Raw genomic sequence first — 13,798 nt, 5'->3', positions numbered from 1 at the left:
ACCAGGATGCTGCTTTACCCCAGGCTGTTCATCTCCCGCGATCATTTCGCGTTGCGCATTTGTCGCACAATGACCGTGCTGGCCGTGCTGTCGGGCGTGACCGCTTGCGGCGCAGGCGGGTTGTGGATGAACGGCAATCCCGCTGCGACCCGGCACCTCAGCCCGCCGGGCCACGAGTGGACCCGGCCGGATGCGAGCGTCCTGGTACGCGACCTGGATTGGCAGGCGTGCGGTGGCCAACGAAGTGGGAACATTTCGGCAGACCGGCGAGGGGCTACTCCTCAAGAGGATGCCGAGCTTTCGCGCGAGAAACTCTACGCTGCGCAACGTTGCATGTTGGGAAAGGAGTATCACTACATCGGTTCCTGCGAAGGCGATATTCCGGGCCGCTATCCCGCCTGCCGGTCCGGTTCGGGGAGATTGCTGCATGATTGAGCCGTCTGCGCAACGACAGATCAGAGCGGCTGGAGCTGCATTGGCAGTCGCGTTGCTGTCCGGTTGCGTGATTGGCAATGGCCGCATCTGTGGGCCGCAGACACCGATGATCTACTGCGATAAAGCGGCGTATGAGCGGCTGGCCAACCCACCTTCATTGATGGAAAGCTGGCAGCACCCGTCCAATACACCTGAAGCGCGTCAGCTCGACTGGGTGTCCTGCGGGGGTACGGAGAAGGGGAACTATGCGGTGTTGCCAGGCACTACAGGTGCTGAGACGGCCGCGCGCTCCGGTGCGACATTCGATCAGATTCAACGTTGCATGATGGGTAAACAGTATCAGTACACCGGTACCTGCCAGGGTGAGATTCCCAGTCGTTTCCCTGCATGCCAGCGTGCGGAGGGGTCCGTGTCGCAGCGCTGATGCGCCGAGGCGTATGCGGTCCTCCATCCAGTGCGTATCACTATCCTTGGGAGCCAGAACATGCAGTCATTCTTTCGTCCACTATCTGGATCGTCTGCCCGCCTCGCGCTTGGTTTGACTCTCCTGGGCATCGCCGGCGCAGCGTGCGCTGATCCTGAGCTGCTCGAATCGCCGCAGTCGGCACAAGCGGTGCGATGCGCGGCCTTCTACATTGATGTTCCCTCGGCAGGCAATCCCGTGGCCAACCTCATGCTGGGCTCGGTGGTGAGCAAGGCTGCATGGATGGATCAGTTGAAGGCGCTCATGGCCCGTGGTGCCGAGCCACCGATGACCCGCCTGGTCGTCGCCGGTGAGAGCGAAGATGTCACACGAAAAGCAGTCCAGTCGGCGCTCGGCAGCTTCAAGCAGCAGCGCCTTTCCTATCTGACCCTCACGGTCGCAGGCCAGTCGCCGAAGATGCAAGGGCTGCAACGCAGCGCCGAGCAGCTTGGCATCACTTTCCGCGCGGCGACCCCTGAACGCTCGGCCGCATCACCCGAGGCACGGGCGGATGCGTATCTTCGGGGCGTGTGTGATTGAGCTGCACCCACGCGCCGTCACCGCCCTGTGCCTGGCCCTCAGCCTCAGCGCCTGCGGCATCGGCGGCATGTGGATGAATGGCGATCCATCGGCCAGCCGTACCCTCGTGCCGCCACGCGACACCTGGCAGAAGATGGGCAATGACGGCGCGGCCCGCGATGCCGACTGGCGCGAATGTGGTGGGGCCGCCAATGGTGGTTACCACGTCTCCACGCCGGAGAAGTCCAGCGCGGCGGTGATCCAGCAGGCCCTGGGCCGCACGTTCGATGATCTGCAGCACTGCATGATGCGCAGCGGGTACCGCTACACCGGCAGCTGCGAAGGGGAAATCCGCAGCCGCTACCCGGCCTGCCAATCGCCAGGCACAAAAAAACCCGGAGGACAGTGATGTCTTCCAGGCTTGATTGTGACCATCAGATGGTCGGGGAGACAGGATTCGAACCTGCGACCTCTACGTCCCGAACGTAGCGCTCTACCAGACTGAGCTACACCCCGTAAGGAGCCGCCTATTGTATCGATCCCGCCGGTCGGCGGCAAGGGGGGATCGCGTTTTTCACCTTCGGTGCCGTGTTGCCACGGCCCTTGATAAAGAAGCCTGGAAACGTGTTCCCAGGCTTCAATACGACCACCGAAGTGGTCGGGGAGACAGGATTCGAACCTGCGACCTCTACGTCCCGAACGTAGCGCTCTACCAGACTGAGCTACACCCCGAAGGAGCCGACAAGGATACGGTGTGAAGACCCGATCGGCAACCTTTTTTTAGCCTTCTTCGTGATCCGTACGGCTCTGCTCGCGGGCTTCGAACCACATGCCGTTGAGAATGGCCACTACCGAGGCCAGCCCTGCACCCAGAATCCAAGCGAAGTACCACATGGTAAGTCTCCTATGGCGCCGTGGGGCGCATCAGTAAGCGTTGGGGTTGTCGCTCATGTCTTCGGCCGTGGTCTTGCCCTTCATCACGCGGTAGACCCAGGAGGTGTAGGCGATGATGATCGGCAGGAAGATGGCCGTGGCGATGAGCATGATCCCCAGGGTCAGGTGGCTGGAGGAGCTGTCCCAGACGGTCAGGCTGGAGCCCGGCTGGCTGGAGGAGGGCAGCAGGAACGGGAAGATTGCAAAGCCGACGGTCAGGATGATGCCGGTGATCGAGGCCCCCGAGGCCACGAAGGCCAGGCCGCCACGGCGGGCCCGCAGCAGTACCGCGCTGGCCAGCGCACCCACCAGCCCGAGGATCGGGGCCAGCAGGGTCAGCGGCATGCTCTGGTAGTTGCGCAGCCAGCCACCGGCCACCGCACCGACGGCAGCGGTCTTGAGCAGCGGGTTGGTCGGGCCATCGGTGACCACCTGCGAGGTGATCTGGTAGCCCGGCAGGCCGAAGGCCACCCAGACGCCGGCCAGGGCGAACAGCACGAAGGTCAGCACCGCCGCGACGCTGCCATAGCGGGCCGAGCGCTCGGCCACCGGGCCGTCGGTCTTGAGCACCAGCATCGCCGCACCATGCGAGACCACCATGGCCACGCTCACCAGGCCGGCCACCAGGGCGAACGGGTTGAGCAGGCCGATCAGGGTGCCGGTGTAGAAGATGCGCATGCTGTCATCGAAGTGGAACGGCACGCCGACCAGCACGTTGCCCACCGCCACGCCGGCGATCAGTGCCGGCAGCAGCCCGCCGACGAACAGCGCACGGTCCCAGTTCTCACGCCAGCGCTTGCTGGGCATCTTGCTGCGGTACTTGAAGGCGACCGGGCGGAGGATCAGCCCGAACAGCATCAGGAATACCGCCAGGTAGAAGCCGGAGAAACTGACCGCGTACAGCGGCGGCCAAGCGGCGAAGATCGCACCGCCACCCAGTACCAGCCACACCTGGTTGCCTTCCCACACCGGGCCGACGGTGTTGATAACCAGCCGGCGTTCGTCATCGGTCCGGGCCACGAACGGCAGCAATGTGCCCACGCCGAGGTCGAAACCGTCCATCACCGCCCAGGCGATCAGCAGGATGCCGAGCAGCAGCCACCAGATCACGCGGAGCGTGGTGTAATCGAGTCCAATGAATTCCATCTGGGTTCTCCTGCCTTACGCCCGACCGTGGGTCGGCGCAGCGGCATTGGGGGAAAGGGACGTGGCTGCAGCCTGCAGCGACGGCAGGATGTCGTCCGGGCCCTTGCGGATCGCCTTGAGCATCAGCTTGACTTCGATGACCAGCAGCACCGTGTACAGCCCGGTGAACACCGCCAGCGTGGTCAGGATTTCATGCAGGGCCAGGCCCGAGGCGGCGTAGAAGGTCGGCAGCACGCCGTCCACCGCCCACGGCTGGCGGCCGTACTCGGCCACGAACCAACCGCATTCGATCGCGATCCACGGTGCCGGCAGCGACCACAGGGCGAGCTTGAGGAACCAGCGCTTGTCCTGGAAGTTGTGGCGGCACGAGTAGTAGAAGGCCAGCGCGAAGAAGGCGATCAGATAGAAGCCCAGCCCGGCCATGATGCGGAAGGTCCAGAACAGCGGGGCGACCCGCGGCACGGTGTCCATCGCGGCCTTGGAGATTTCTTCCGGGGTGGCGTTGAGGATGTCCTCGCGGTAGCGCTTGAGCAGCAGGCCGTGGCCCAGATCCTGCCAATGACGGTCGAACATCTCACGCGCTTCGGCGTCGTTCTTGTCCTTGCGCACGCGTTCCAGCGCGCCGTAGGCCAGCTGGCCACCCCGCACGCGGTGCTCGGCACGTTCCACCAGCTCCAGGATGCCCGGGATCGGCTGGTTCAGCGAACGGGTGGCGATCAGGCCCATCAGGTAGGGGATCTTGATCGCGTAATCGTTCTGCTGGGTGGTCTGGTTCGGAATGCCGAAGGCGGTGAAGTCGGCCGGGGCACGCTCGGTTTCCCACATCGCTTCGATCGCGGCCAGCTTCATCTTCTGGTGTTCGCTGGCGGCATAGCCGCTTTCATCACCCAGCACCACCACCGACAGCGAGGAGAGCAGGCCGAAGGCGGCCGCCACCGCGAAGGAGCGACGGGCCATGTCCTTGTGCTTGTTGCGCAGCAGGAACAGGGCGCTGATCGACATCACGAACACCGCACCGGTCACGTAGCCGGCGCTGACCGTATGCACGAACTTGGCCTGCGCCACCGGGTTGAACAGCACGGCGGCGAAATCCACCACCTCCATGCGCATCGTTTCCGGATTGAAGATCGCGCCGGTCGGGTTCTGCATCCAGCCGTTGGCGATCAGGATCCACACCGCCGAGAGGTTGGTGCCCAGGGCCATCAGCCAGGTCACGGTGAGGTGCTTAACCGGGCTCAGGCGCTTCCAGCCGAAGAAGAACAGACCGATGAAGGTCGCTTCCAGGAAGAACGCCATCAGGCCTTCGATCGCCAGCGGGGCGCCGAAGATATCGCCGACATAATGGCTGTAGTACGACCAGTTCATGCCGAACTGGAACTCCATCACGATGCCGGTGGCGACGCCGATGGCGAAGTTGATGCCGAACAGCGTGCCCCAGAACAGCGTCATCTGGCGCCAGACCTGTTTGCGGGTCATGACGTAGACGCTCTCCATGATGGCCACCATGAACGACAGGCCAAGCGTGAGGGGAACGAAAAGGAAGTGGTACATCGCGGTCAGAGCGAATTGCAGCCGCGACAGTTCTACGACTGTCTGATCAATCATGGCCTGGCTACCTCGTTGGGTTTTGCCGTTTCAGGTGGCGGGAAGGGGGGTCTACGGGGTGAATTCTGTGACCAGCAACTTCAAACAGCCTTGATTCAGATCAATGTACAAACGCACTCGCACGGGGATCGTATGCCATCCCGCCCCTGCGACCGCTGGCCGCACGGGGGCGGGGCCAGCACCTACTACAATCGACGGAACCTCCCTGTGGCCGCCAGTGACTTGTTTTGAGCATACCCCCCGACGCGTCGATTGTTGAGACAACCGCCCTGCGCCGGCAGCGCCTGCACTGGCTGGGCGGGCTGGCCGCCGCCGCGCGCGGCAAGCAACGCCTGGCGGCGATCTGCATCTGCCTGTCCGGCGCGCTGCTGATCGGCCAGGCGGCCGCCATTGCGTGGCTGATCCAGGCCGTGCTGGTCGATCACCGCCCGCTGGCCGAGGCAACGCCGGTCCTGCTGGGGCTGCTGGCGGTGCTCGGCATCCGCACCCTGTTGGGCAGCGCGACCCAGGCTGCCGCTGGCGATGTTGCCGATGCCGCGCGGCTGGCCCTGCGTGAACGGGTGTATCAACGGCTGCTTGGCCGCGGTCCGCTGTGGCTGCGCCAGCAGCGCACCGGTGAGCTGGGCGAACTGATGCTGGCTCACGCCGATGCGATCGAGAATTATTACGCCGGGTACCAGCCGGTCCGCATCGAAGTGGTGGTAGTGCCGCTGCTGATCGCGATCGCCGTGGCCTGGACCGATTGGGTGATCGCGCTGATCCTGCTGTTCACCGCGCCGCTGGTGCCGTTCTTCATGATGCTGGTCGGCTGGGGCGCTGAAGCGGCCGGGCGCGCGCAGTTGGGCGAACTGGCGCGGATGAGCGGCCACTTCGCCGATCGCATCAAGGGCCTCGGTCTGCTGCGCCTGTACGGGCGCGGCGAGGCCGAGCTGGACGGTGTGGCCAGCGCGGCCGAAGGGGTGCGCGAGCGCACCCTGAAAGTGCTGCGGATCGCTTTCCTCTCTTCGACGGTGCTGGAGTTCTTCGCCTCGGTGAGCGTCGCGATGGTCGCGCTGTACCTGGGCCTGAGCTACCTGGGCCTGATGTCGCTGCATGCGCAGGTGCCGACCCTGGGCGTGGGCATGTTCTGCCTGCTGCTGGCACCGGAGTTCTACGCGCCGCTGCGGCGATTGGCCGCGCACTATCACGACCGCGCCAATGCGCTCGCCGCCGCGGCGGAAGTGGAGCGCCTGCTCGGCGAGCTGCCTGCCGCAGCCGTTGTCGATGACGCACCGCCCGCCACCGCGCGCGCGCCGGAGCTGTTGGAACAGCACGCGCCCCCGGTGGTCGTACGCGACGTGAGCCTGCGCCCGCTCGGTGCGCACCACGATGTGGTGCAGCACCTTTCGTTCCAGATCGAACCGGGGCAACGCGTGGCGCTGGTCGGGCCCAGTGGCAGCGGCAAGAGCACGCTGCTGGAAGCGCTGGCCGGGTGGCTGCCACCGCGCGAGGGCAGCATCGTGCTGCGCCCCGGGCTGGACGTGGGCTATGCCGGTCAGCGCCCGTATCTGTTCCACGGCACCATCGCCGACAACCTGCGCCTGGCCGCGCCGGGGGCGACCGACGCGCATCTGCACGCGGTGGCCGAGGCGGCGCAGGTGATGCGCTTCGCCGCCGCGTTGCCGCTGGGGCTGGACACGGTGATCGGCGAGCGCGGCTTCGGCTTGTCCGGCGGCGAGGCGCGCCGGATCGGCCTGGCGCGGCTGTTGCTGCGCGATCCACACCTGCTGCTGCTTGACGAGCCGACCGCCTTCCTCGATCCGGAGACCGAAGCCGATCTGCTGCGCACCCTGGCTGCCTTCGCGCGTGGGCGCAGCGTGGTGATCGCCACGCACAGCGAAACCGCCATGCGGTGGGCCGACACCCGCCTGACATTGACCGCCGGCGGTGCACGCCTGGCCTCGGAGGTGTCGCCATGAAGGCTGCCCGGACCGATTCGCTGAAGGGGGTGTTCGCCCGGCATCGCGGCCGGTTGCTGCTGACCGTGCTGCTGCTGTGGACCACGATGCTGGCCGGTACCGCGTTGCTCGGGCTGTCCGGTGGGTTCCTGACCGCCGCCGCCTTGGCCGGGGCGGCCGGGCTCGGCAATGGCTTCAACTTCTTCTCGCCCTCGGCGGGCATCCGCGGGCTGACCATGGCGCGGATCGTGTCGCGCTACTTCGAAAAGCTGGTGGGCCACGATGTCACCCTGCGCATCGCCCGCGACCTGCGCGTGTGGTTCTTCCGTCGCGCGCTGCCGCTGGCGCCGGCCCGTCTGGCGGGGGTGCGCACCGGTGAACTGCTGGCGCGCCTGATGTCCGATATCGGCGAGGTCGACGGCCTGCTGGTGCGCGCGATCGGCCCGCTGCTGGCGCTCGGTGGCATCTCGCTGGTCGCGGTGGTGGCGGCCGGCATCATCTATCCGCCGGCGGCCGGCCTGCTGGCGCTGCTCGCAGTGCTGATCGGCGTCGGCGTGCCGTGGTTGACCGTGCGGGGCGCCGCGGACCAGGAGCGTGACCGCGCGCTGCACCGCGCGCAGCTGCGCACGCAGTCGTTCGAAGGCCTGGAAGGCGCGGCCGACCTCGCCGCGCTGCAGGCGCGCCAGCATTGGAACCAGCGCGTGCTGGTGGCCGCCAAACAGCTGAAGTCGCGCGACAAGCGTCGCCGCTGGCGGTTGATCAGTGGCAATGCGCTGCATGGCCTGTGTGGCGCGGGGGGGCTGGTGGCGATGCTGTGGCTGGCCCTGCACGCCTTCGAGCGTGGCAGCGTGGATGCCGCGCTGGCGGCCGCACTGGTGTTCCTGACCGTGGCACTGCTGGAGCTGTGGGCCGGCATCGGGTTGGCCTGGCAATCGTGGTTGTCCGGTCGCGTCGCCGCGGTGCGGCTGGAGGCCATCGTGGATCAGGCGCCGGGCGTGGTGGAAGCCGATGCGCCGGTGGCCGTGCCATCCGTACCCGCAACGCTGCGGTTCGAACAGGTGGTGTTCCGCTGGCCCGGCCAGGCGCGCGTGCTGCTGGACCATGTGCAGCTGGAGCTCGCGCCGGGCGAACGGATCGCGATCCGCGGTGACAGCGGCAGTGGCAAGACCACGCTGTCCTCGTTGTTGCTGCGGCTATGGGATCCCGAGGCGGGCAGCGTGCGTTACGGCGATGCCGATATCCGCGGATTCGCGCAGGCCGACTGGCATCGCCAGATTGCCTGGCTGCCGCAGAATGCGCCGGTGTTCGCCGGCACGGTGGCGGACAACCTGCGGCTGGGCGATGTAGCGGCCAGCGACGCGCGCCTGTGGCAGGTGTTGGCAGAGGTACGACTGCAGGCGTGGGCCGAACAGATCGGCGGGCTCTCGGCATGGGTGGGCGAGAACGGCGCAACCATGTCCGCCGGGCAGGCGCGGCGCCTGGCGCTGGCACGTGCGCTGCTGCGCGATGCGCCGATCCTGCTGCTGGACGAACCGACCGAAGGCCTGGACGTGGATACCGCGCATGCGCTGCTGCAGGACATGGTGGCGGCGCTGGGCAATCGCAGTCTGCTGATGATCACCCACGACGAACTGCCGGGCGGCATCGTGCATCGCAGTTATCGTTTGCGGGATGGAAAGCTGACATAAGCCTTCTTCCTGCAGGGACCGCAGGAAGCACAGTGCCTGCGAACTGTCTGGCCAATGCAATGCGCTTGACCTAGGATCGTGGTTCAACGTGAACAAGGATGTTGAGCATGAATCGCAGGGTCGCATTCGTCTTTTTGCTGGGTCTCTTCAGCGGTGGCGCTTCGGCGGACACCGTCTGGAAAGGCACCAGCGTGAATTCGATCACATCGGGCACGGGCGACATTCTGGAAACCCAGGGTGGGGCGCTCAGCGTGTCCGCCGAATCGACCGGCACGGAAAACTTCGTCGGCGCCATCACCGCGATGGATGCAGCTCCTTACCGGGGCCGGGAGGTGGTTCTGGCCGGCACCATGTCGGTCAAGGATGGCGCAGGCCGTGCCGCGCTGTGGATGCGTGCGGACGGGGCAAACGGCCGATTGGCGTTTGCAAGCTCGGCTGGCACGCCCGTGCGCGCCGGTGAGGGGCCACAGGCGAGAGAACTCCGGCTGTACATTCCGTCCGGAACGACCAGCCTCAAGCTCGGTGCAACACTGGACAGTGCCGGGCATGTCGTTGTCGAGAAGATGACGCTGACGGCGGAGGCGGCCACGTCGGGCGGAGTTTCCGCCTATGACATGGTGGAGTACGCCCTCGCTGCCATTCGCGACAATGCGTTGAACGCCGCGAACGTCGATTGGGAAGCCGAGCAGCAGACGCGTCTGACGCCGGCACTGAAACGCCTCCCCGCACAAGAGGCCTATGGCAGCATCAGAGCGGTTCTGGATCTGCTGGCAGATCGCCATAGCTTCCTGCAACACCCCAGGGAAGCCGCCGCCTACCGCCAGTCCGCTGTTGCATCGAGAGACATCGAGGCCAGACAGATGCAGGACATCGGCTACGTCCTGGTGCCGGGCCTGCGCGGGACCGAAGCCACTGCCGCTGAAGCGTTTACCACCGGGCTCTGTGAGCACATCGAACGATTGGCGCCGACGTCACCCAAGGGCTGGATCGTCGATCTTCGCCAGAACACGGGCGGCAACATGTGGCCGATGCTGAGCGGGCTGCACGCGTTGCTGGGCAACGGAAGCATCGGCGCATTCCGGGACCGGGAGGGCGTTGCCACCGCGTGGCGCCCACGCGCCGGCCGTGCCTGCTCAGTCGACCTTTCCAGCAGCCGCGTGGCCGTTCTCGTCGGCCCGAAGACGGCAAGCTCTGGAGAAGCGGTGGCCGTCGCCTTCCGGGCCCGCCCTGGCACCCGATTCTTCGGGCAGCCGACGGCCGGTCTCGCAACGGCCAACCGTTCCTATCCGCTGCCTGATGGTTGCGCGCTGCGGTTGACGAGGGCCGTGATGCTTGATCGCTCGGGTGAAGCCTATCTGGACGGGATAAAACCCGAGGAGCGCGTTTCAAGTGATCAGGACGCCATCGACATGGCGGCTGCGTGGCTTCGCTCGTCGCCATGAAGCAGCGCTGCGTGCACGCAATGTTCCAGGGTCATGCCCGCAGCAGCACCGCAAGCGCCGAGACGTTGGCCAGCACGCACAGGGCGAACACCCATTGGAAGGCGCTCTTGCGATGCTTGTGGCGGAACACCGACTGGCCCAGCAACGCGCCAGGCCAACCGCCCGCGAAGGCCAGCAGTTGCAGGGTGCGTTCGGGTGTGCGCCAGTTGCCCAGGCGTGCGGCACGTTTGTCATGCCCGTAGAGCGCAAAGGCGACAGCACTGGTGAGTGCGTACCATGCGGCCAGCCACTGCGGTAACAGCCCGGTCACCGCCATCGCGATCACCGCGCCGATCACCGCCAGCGCCAGATAGCGGCGCGCGCGCGTCACAGCCCGTGCAGGAAACCGCTGACCGCCGGCCCGAACCGGGCGAAGTCGACCAGGAACGCATCGTGGCCCTGCGGCGAATCCAGCCCGATGAACTGTGCGTCGGCACCACCGGCGCGCAGGCCATCGGCGATCTGCTGTTGCTGCTGTACCGGGAACAGGATGTCGGTGTTGGCGCCGATCGACAGCGCCTTGTCCACCTGGATCTTCGCCAGCCCGGCCATGACGTCGCCGTCGGCGTATTCGGCCAGGTCGAACCAGTCCATCGAGCGGCTCAGGTACAGATAGCAGTTGGGATCGAAGAAGCGCACGAAACGGCGTGCGTGTCCCTCCAGATAGCTTTCGACCTGGAACTCCAGGCCGAACGGATCGTCATCGGCCTGATCCGAATCCAGGCGCACGCGGCCGAAGCGGCCGTCCCATTCCAGGGCGGACCGGTACGTGATCACGCCGAGCTTGCGCGCCATGCGCATGCCCGATTCCGGATAGGCCTGATCCGTATAACGACCGCCATTCCACTGCGGATCGAGCCGGATCGCTTCGCGCTGCAGCGAGCGGATCGCGATCGAGAACGGCAGCGCCTGGGCACTGCCGGAAATGTTGATATGGCTGCGTGCGATGCCCGGATGCAGCAACAGCAGCGCCAGCGCGGTCATCCCGCCCATCGAGTTGCCGATCACGCAGGCCAGTTCGGTGACGCCCAATGCGCGCACCACCTCCACCGCCGCACGCGCGCCATCTTCGATCGACAGCTCAGGAAAGCGCAGGCCATACAGCTCGCCGGTGGCCGGATCGATGCTGGCAGGGCCGGTCGATCCCTTGCAGCTGCCCAGCGAGTTCACGCAGATCACGAACCAGCGATCCGTATCGATCGGCTTGCCCGGGCCGACCATCGCCTCCCACCAGCCGGCGGCCGGGTTGTCGGCGTTGGCCGCGGCATGCGCATCGGGGGAGAGCCCGGTGACGATCAACACCGCATTGCCGGCGTCCGCGTCGAGCGTGCCCCAGGTTTCGTAAGCCACGTGGGCATCGCGCAGCTCACCGCCGCGCTTGAACGCGAACGGCGAGGGCAGGGCGTGGTAGCGGGTGCCGGGGGGAATGAATTCAGTCATGCGCGCATTTTAGCCGGGCGCCGCGATGGCGCCGTGGTGGTGGGCGGCACGCTGCGTCGCGGCCGCGCACCGATCAAGGGCGATCAAACACCAGTGGCACCGGCCCGGCATGCGGCAGGCGCACCCGTACCGGGGCGGTTTCCACATCGTCCGGCTGGCGGTTGGCCTGGCCCGAACGGGACAGCCGCGCCAAGACCTCCACCTCCTGCACCTGCGACAGCGTGCTGGTCGGCATCGGGCTGTCGCCATCGCCGAGCGTAACCAGCAGCGGCAACCGGCTGGCCGGGTGTTTCTGCACGGCGATAGGCATCGGCGGGCCGTCCGGCGCGCGCGCGATCACGAACACTGTGGCGTTGGCCAGCGCCGGATCCGGAGCGGTTTCCGACGCGAACCGCACCTGTACCGCGAGCGCGTGGTTCCCGGCCGCCGCAGGGGCCGCCGTCTCCGGCAGGGGCGGGAGGCCGGCATTGCCGCGCGCGATGGCGATCTGCTCGCGCAGCGCGCGCGCCGCGCCCGGCTCCAGCCGTGGCAGCAGGGCTTCCCAGGCGGCCGCAGCCTCGGCGTCCTGCCCGCGCTGACGCAGCGCGATGCCGATCAGCCAGCCAGCACGTTCGCTCTCCGGCGCGAGCGCGTTGGCGTGGCGCAGCCACTGCAGGGCCTGGTCATCGAATTGTTTGCCCGGCGCTGCCTGGGCCCGTGCCTGGGCCGCTTCGACCAGCACGCCAGGGTCGTCCGGCGCGAGCCGCACGGCCCGGTCGAACGCCGCCGTGGCCTCGTCCAGCTTGCCCAGCGCCAGCTGCGAGCGGCCGAGCAGTGCCCAGCCATCGGCGCGTTGCGGATCTTTCGCCAGCGCCTGCTCCAACGCCTGGACGCCATCTTCCAGCGTGGCGGGCTCGTCGTTGGCCGCGGTCCGCTCGGCGGCATCCGGCGTGCCGACCAGCAGGTACAGCGCGCCACCGGCCAACCCAAGGGCCAGCATCGCGATCACGAAGGGGCCGCGTTGGCCGCCTGCACGCAGCGGCCGCAACACGAGTGCAGCGACGACAGCGGCAACGACCGCAGCGCTCAGGGCCATCCAGAGACTCACCAGCGCTCCTCGCTCTTGTCCATCGGTTCGATCCCACGGCTGCGACGGCGCACCACCCAGATCAACACGCCGGCGCCAATCAGCAATGCCACCGGCGGGCCGAACCAGAGCAGCGCATTGCGGGCGTCCATCGGCGGCCGGTACAGCACGAACTCGCCATAGCGGTCGACCAGGAACTGCTTGATCTGTGCATCGCTGTTGCCCTGCTGCATCAGCACCAGCACTTCCCGGCGCAGGTCGTGCGCGATCTGCGCATTGGAATCGGCCAATGACTGATTCTGGCACTGCACGCAGCGCAGCTCGGCAGCCAGCGCATGGAAACGGGCTTCCTCGGCGGCATCGCGGTACTGCAACGGGGTCGGGTCGGAGACGGCCTGCGCCATCACCGGCAACGCCACGGCCAGCGTCAGCGCGATCAGCACGACACTGGCCAGCCGGACAAGGCGGTTACGGCGAATCGGGCAGCTGCGGCTGGGCATCGGCATGGGCACGCTCCACCTTTTCCAGTTCCGGGATCAGCTGGGTATCGATCACGCGCTGGCTGAGCGCGCCGCTGTACTTCCAGCGCACCACGCCGCTGGCGTCGACCAGGAAGGTCTCGGGCGCGGCGGTGACGCCCCAGTCGATCGCAGTGCGGCCTTCGATGTCGCTCAGCACCAGCACGAACGGATTGCCCAGCTGTTCAAGCCAGCGCAGCGCATCGGCCGGCTCGTCCTTCCAGTTGTAGCCGATCACGCGCACGCGCTTGGTTTCGGCGAATCGGGTCAGGATCGGATGTTCGTCACGGCAGGCCGCGCACCAGCTGCCCCAGACATTGAGCACATACGGGGCGCCGCGCAGCTCGGTGCTGCTGACCTTGATCTGTGGATCGTGCAGCACCGGCAGTTCGAAGGCCGGGGCGGGCTTGCCGATCAGCGCCGAGGGCAGCACGTCGCGGTCCGGTGCGCCGGATTTCATCACCCCGTAGATCATCAGCCCCAGCAGCCCGAAGAAGAACAGCACCCCGATGACGATGGCCACGGGCGGCAGCGGACGGGAGGCGGGGCGGGGATCGGACACGGGAA

15 protein-coding genes and 2 tRNA genes are annotated in these 13,798 nt (G+C 66.9%); 7 read left to right on the top strand and 10 right to left on the bottom strand.

The features are described from left to right. Positions 1 to 6 precede the first annotated feature (6 nt). From NJD74_RS09770 to NJD74_RS09755, 4 genes are read left to right on the top strand one after another with little or no spacing between them, the layout of a single operon-like run. A complete protein-coding gene (locus NJD74_RS09770; RefSeq protein ID WP_319624064.1) occupies positions 7 to 435 on the top strand; it encodes a hypothetical protein in 429 nt (142 codons plus the stop codon). Then, positions 428 to 859: a hypothetical protein gene (locus tag NJD74_RS09765; protein ID WP_139146268.1), complete on the top strand. Its 432-nt coding sequence runs from the start codon at positions 428 to 430 to the stop codon at positions 857 to 859. The genes NJD74_RS09770 and NJD74_RS09765 overlap by 8 nt, the downstream gene beginning before the upstream one ends. A gap of 60 nt (positions 860 to 919) precedes the next feature. After that, the gene (locus NJD74_RS09760) at positions 920 to 1,438 is read left to right on the top strand and encodes a hypothetical protein (RefSeq protein WP_313212265.1); all 519 of its coding nucleotides are present in this window, start codon (positions 920 to 922) and stop codon (positions 1,436 to 1,438) included. Further along, positions 1,431 to 1,826 carry a hypothetical protein gene (locus NJD74_RS09755; protein WP_070470133.1) on the top strand — a complete coding sequence of 132 codons (396 nt, stop codon included), beginning with the start codon at positions 1,431 to 1,433 and terminating at the stop codon, positions 1,824 to 1,826. Before NJD74_RS09760 ends, NJD74_RS09755 begins: the two co-directional genes overlap by 8 nt. A 30-nt stretch (positions 1,827 to 1,856) precedes the next feature. Here the strand turns inward: NJD74_RS09755 and NJD74_RS09750 are convergent. The 5 genes from NJD74_RS09750 to NJD74_RS09730 form a co-directional block, all read right to left on the bottom strand. Continuing rightward, a tRNA-Pro gene (locus NJD74_RS09750) sits at positions 1,857 to 1,933 on the bottom strand. 139 nt (positions 1,934 to 2,072) lie between these two features. Beyond that, positions 2,073 to 2,149, bottom strand: a tRNA-Pro gene (locus NJD74_RS09745). Positions 2,150 to 2,197: 48 nt separating this feature from the next. Beyond that, entirely contained in the window at positions 2,198 to 2,311 is a 114-nt protein-coding gene (gene cydX, locus NJD74_RS09740) for a cytochrome bd-I oxidase subunit CydX (protein ID WP_019182852.1), read from the bottom strand. 30 nt (positions 2,312 to 2,341) lie between these two features. Continuing rightward, on the bottom strand, positions 2,342 to 3,496 hold the full coding sequence (gene cydB, locus NJD74_RS09735) for a cytochrome d ubiquinol oxidase subunit II (protein ID WP_019182853.1): 1,155 nt from the start codon (positions 3,494 to 3,496) through the stop codon (positions 2,342 to 2,344). Between the two features lie 15 nt (positions 3,497 to 3,511). Further along, entirely contained in the window at positions 3,512 to 5,101 is a 1,590-nt protein-coding gene (locus NJD74_RS09730; protein ID WP_019182854.1) for a cytochrome ubiquinol oxidase subunit I, read from the bottom strand. 227 nt (positions 5,102 to 5,328) lie between these two features. On the opposite strand from NJD74_RS09730, the gene cydD reads away from it, so the two are divergent. From cydD to NJD74_RS09715, 3 genes are all read left to right on the top strand, one after another. Continuing rightward, the gene (cydD, locus tag NJD74_RS09725; protein WP_070470130.1) at positions 5,329 to 7,059 is read left to right on the top strand and encodes a thiol reductant ABC exporter subunit CydD; all 1,731 of its coding nucleotides are present in this window, start codon (positions 5,329 to 5,331) and stop codon (positions 7,057 to 7,059) included. Continuing rightward, complete coding sequence (gene cydC, locus NJD74_RS09720) at positions 7,056 to 8,726, top strand: thiol reductant ABC exporter subunit CydC (RefSeq protein ID WP_070470127.1); 1,671 nt, start codon at positions 7,056 to 7,058, stop codon at positions 8,724 to 8,726. Before cydD ends, cydC begins: the two co-directional genes overlap by 4 nt. Before the next feature lie 107 nt (positions 8,727 to 8,833). Beyond that, the gene (locus NJD74_RS09715; RefSeq protein WP_319624063.1) at positions 8,834 to 10,168 is read left to right on the top strand and encodes a S41 family peptidase; all 1,335 of its coding nucleotides are present in this window, start codon (positions 8,834 to 8,836) and stop codon (positions 10,166 to 10,168) included. Positions 10,169 to 10,199: 31 nt separating this feature from the next. Here NJD74_RS09715 and NJD74_RS09710 read toward each other — a convergent pair whose 3' ends face one another. The 5 genes from NJD74_RS09710 to NJD74_RS09690 all read right to left on the bottom strand — a co-directional run bounded on the left by NJD74_RS09710 (position 10,200) and on the right by NJD74_RS09690 (position 13,793). Beyond that, on the bottom strand, positions 10,200 to 10,484 hold the full coding sequence (locus NJD74_RS09710) for a DUF1294 domain-containing protein (protein ID WP_046273308.1): 285 nt from the start codon (positions 10,482 to 10,484) through the stop codon (positions 10,200 to 10,202). Positions 10,485 to 10,534: 50 nt separating this feature from the next. Next, a complete protein-coding gene (locus NJD74_RS09705) occupies positions 10,535 to 11,647 on the bottom strand; it encodes a homoserine O-acetyltransferase (RefSeq protein WP_319624062.1) in 1,113 nt (370 codons plus the stop codon). Positions 11,648 to 11,720: 73 nt separating this feature from the next. After that, the gene (locus NJD74_RS09700; protein ID WP_319624167.1) at positions 11,721 to 12,737 is read right to left on the bottom strand and encodes a tetratricopeptide repeat protein; all 1,017 of its coding nucleotides are present in this window, start codon (positions 12,735 to 12,737) and stop codon (positions 11,721 to 11,723) included. Further along, complete coding sequence (locus NJD74_RS09695) at positions 12,731 to 13,117, bottom strand: cytochrome c-type biogenesis protein (RefSeq protein WP_254427774.1); 387 nt, start codon at positions 13,115 to 13,117, stop codon at positions 12,731 to 12,733. The genes NJD74_RS09700 and NJD74_RS09695 overlap by 7 nt, the downstream gene beginning before the upstream one ends. A 64-nt stretch (positions 13,118 to 13,181) precedes the next feature. Further along, complete coding sequence (locus NJD74_RS09690) at positions 13,182 to 13,793, bottom strand: DsbE family thiol:disulfide interchange protein (RefSeq protein ID WP_319624061.1); 612 nt, start codon at positions 13,791 to 13,793, stop codon at positions 13,182 to 13,184. Between the last annotated feature and the right edge of the window lie 5 nt (positions 13,794 to 13,798).

The sequence above is a fragment of the Stenotrophomonas sp. RG-453 genome (assembly GCF_033843685.1).
Taxonomy (GTDB): domain Bacteria; phylum Pseudomonadota; class Gammaproteobacteria; order Xanthomonadales; family Xanthomonadaceae; genus Stenotrophomonas; species Stenotrophomonas bentonitica_A.
Note: the sequence above shows the minus strand (reverse complement) of the source record. Positions and strands in the feature narration are given on the sequence as shown.

Coding starts and splice junctions, on each gene's coding strand:
- NJD74_RS09770 (WP_319624064.1), top strand. CDS start 7: ATGCTGCTTTACCCCAGGCTGTTCATCTCCCGCGATCATTTCGCGTTG.
- NJD74_RS09765 (WP_139146268.1), top strand. CDS start 428: ATGATTGAGCCGTCTGCGCAACGACAGATCAGAGCGGCTGGAGCTGCA.
- NJD74_RS09760 (WP_313212265.1), top strand. CDS start 920: ATGCAGTCATTCTTTCGTCCACTATCTGGATCGTCTGCCCGCCTCGCG.
- cydX (WP_019182852.1), bottom strand. CDS start 2,311: ATGTGGTACTTCGCTTGGATTCTGGGTGCAGGGCTGGCCTCGGTAGTG.
- cydB (WP_019182853.1), bottom strand. CDS start 3,496: ATGGAATTCATTGGACTCGATTACACCACGCTCCGCGTGATCTGGTGG.
- NJD74_RS09730 (WP_019182854.1), bottom strand. CDS start 5,101: ATGATTGATCAGACAGTCGTAGAACTGTCGCGGCTGCAATTCGCTCTG.
- cydC (WP_070470127.1), top strand. CDS start 7,056: ATGAAGGCTGCCCGGACCGATTCGCTGAAGGGGGTGTTCGCCCGGCAT.
- NJD74_RS09715 (WP_319624063.1), top strand. CDS start 8,834: ATGAATCGCAGGGTCGCATTCGTCTTTTTGCTGGGTCTCTTCAGCGGT.
- NJD74_RS09710 (WP_046273308.1), bottom strand. CDS start 10,484: ATGGCGGTGACCGGGCTGTTACCGCAGTGGCTGGCCGCATGGTACGCA.
- NJD74_RS09705 (WP_319624062.1), bottom strand. CDS start 11,647: ATGACTGAATTCATTCCCCCCGGCACCCGCTACCACGCCCTGCCCTCG.
- NJD74_RS09695 (WP_254427774.1), bottom strand. CDS start 13,117: ATGGCGCAGGCCGTCTCCGACCCGACCCCGTTGCAGTACCGCGATGCC.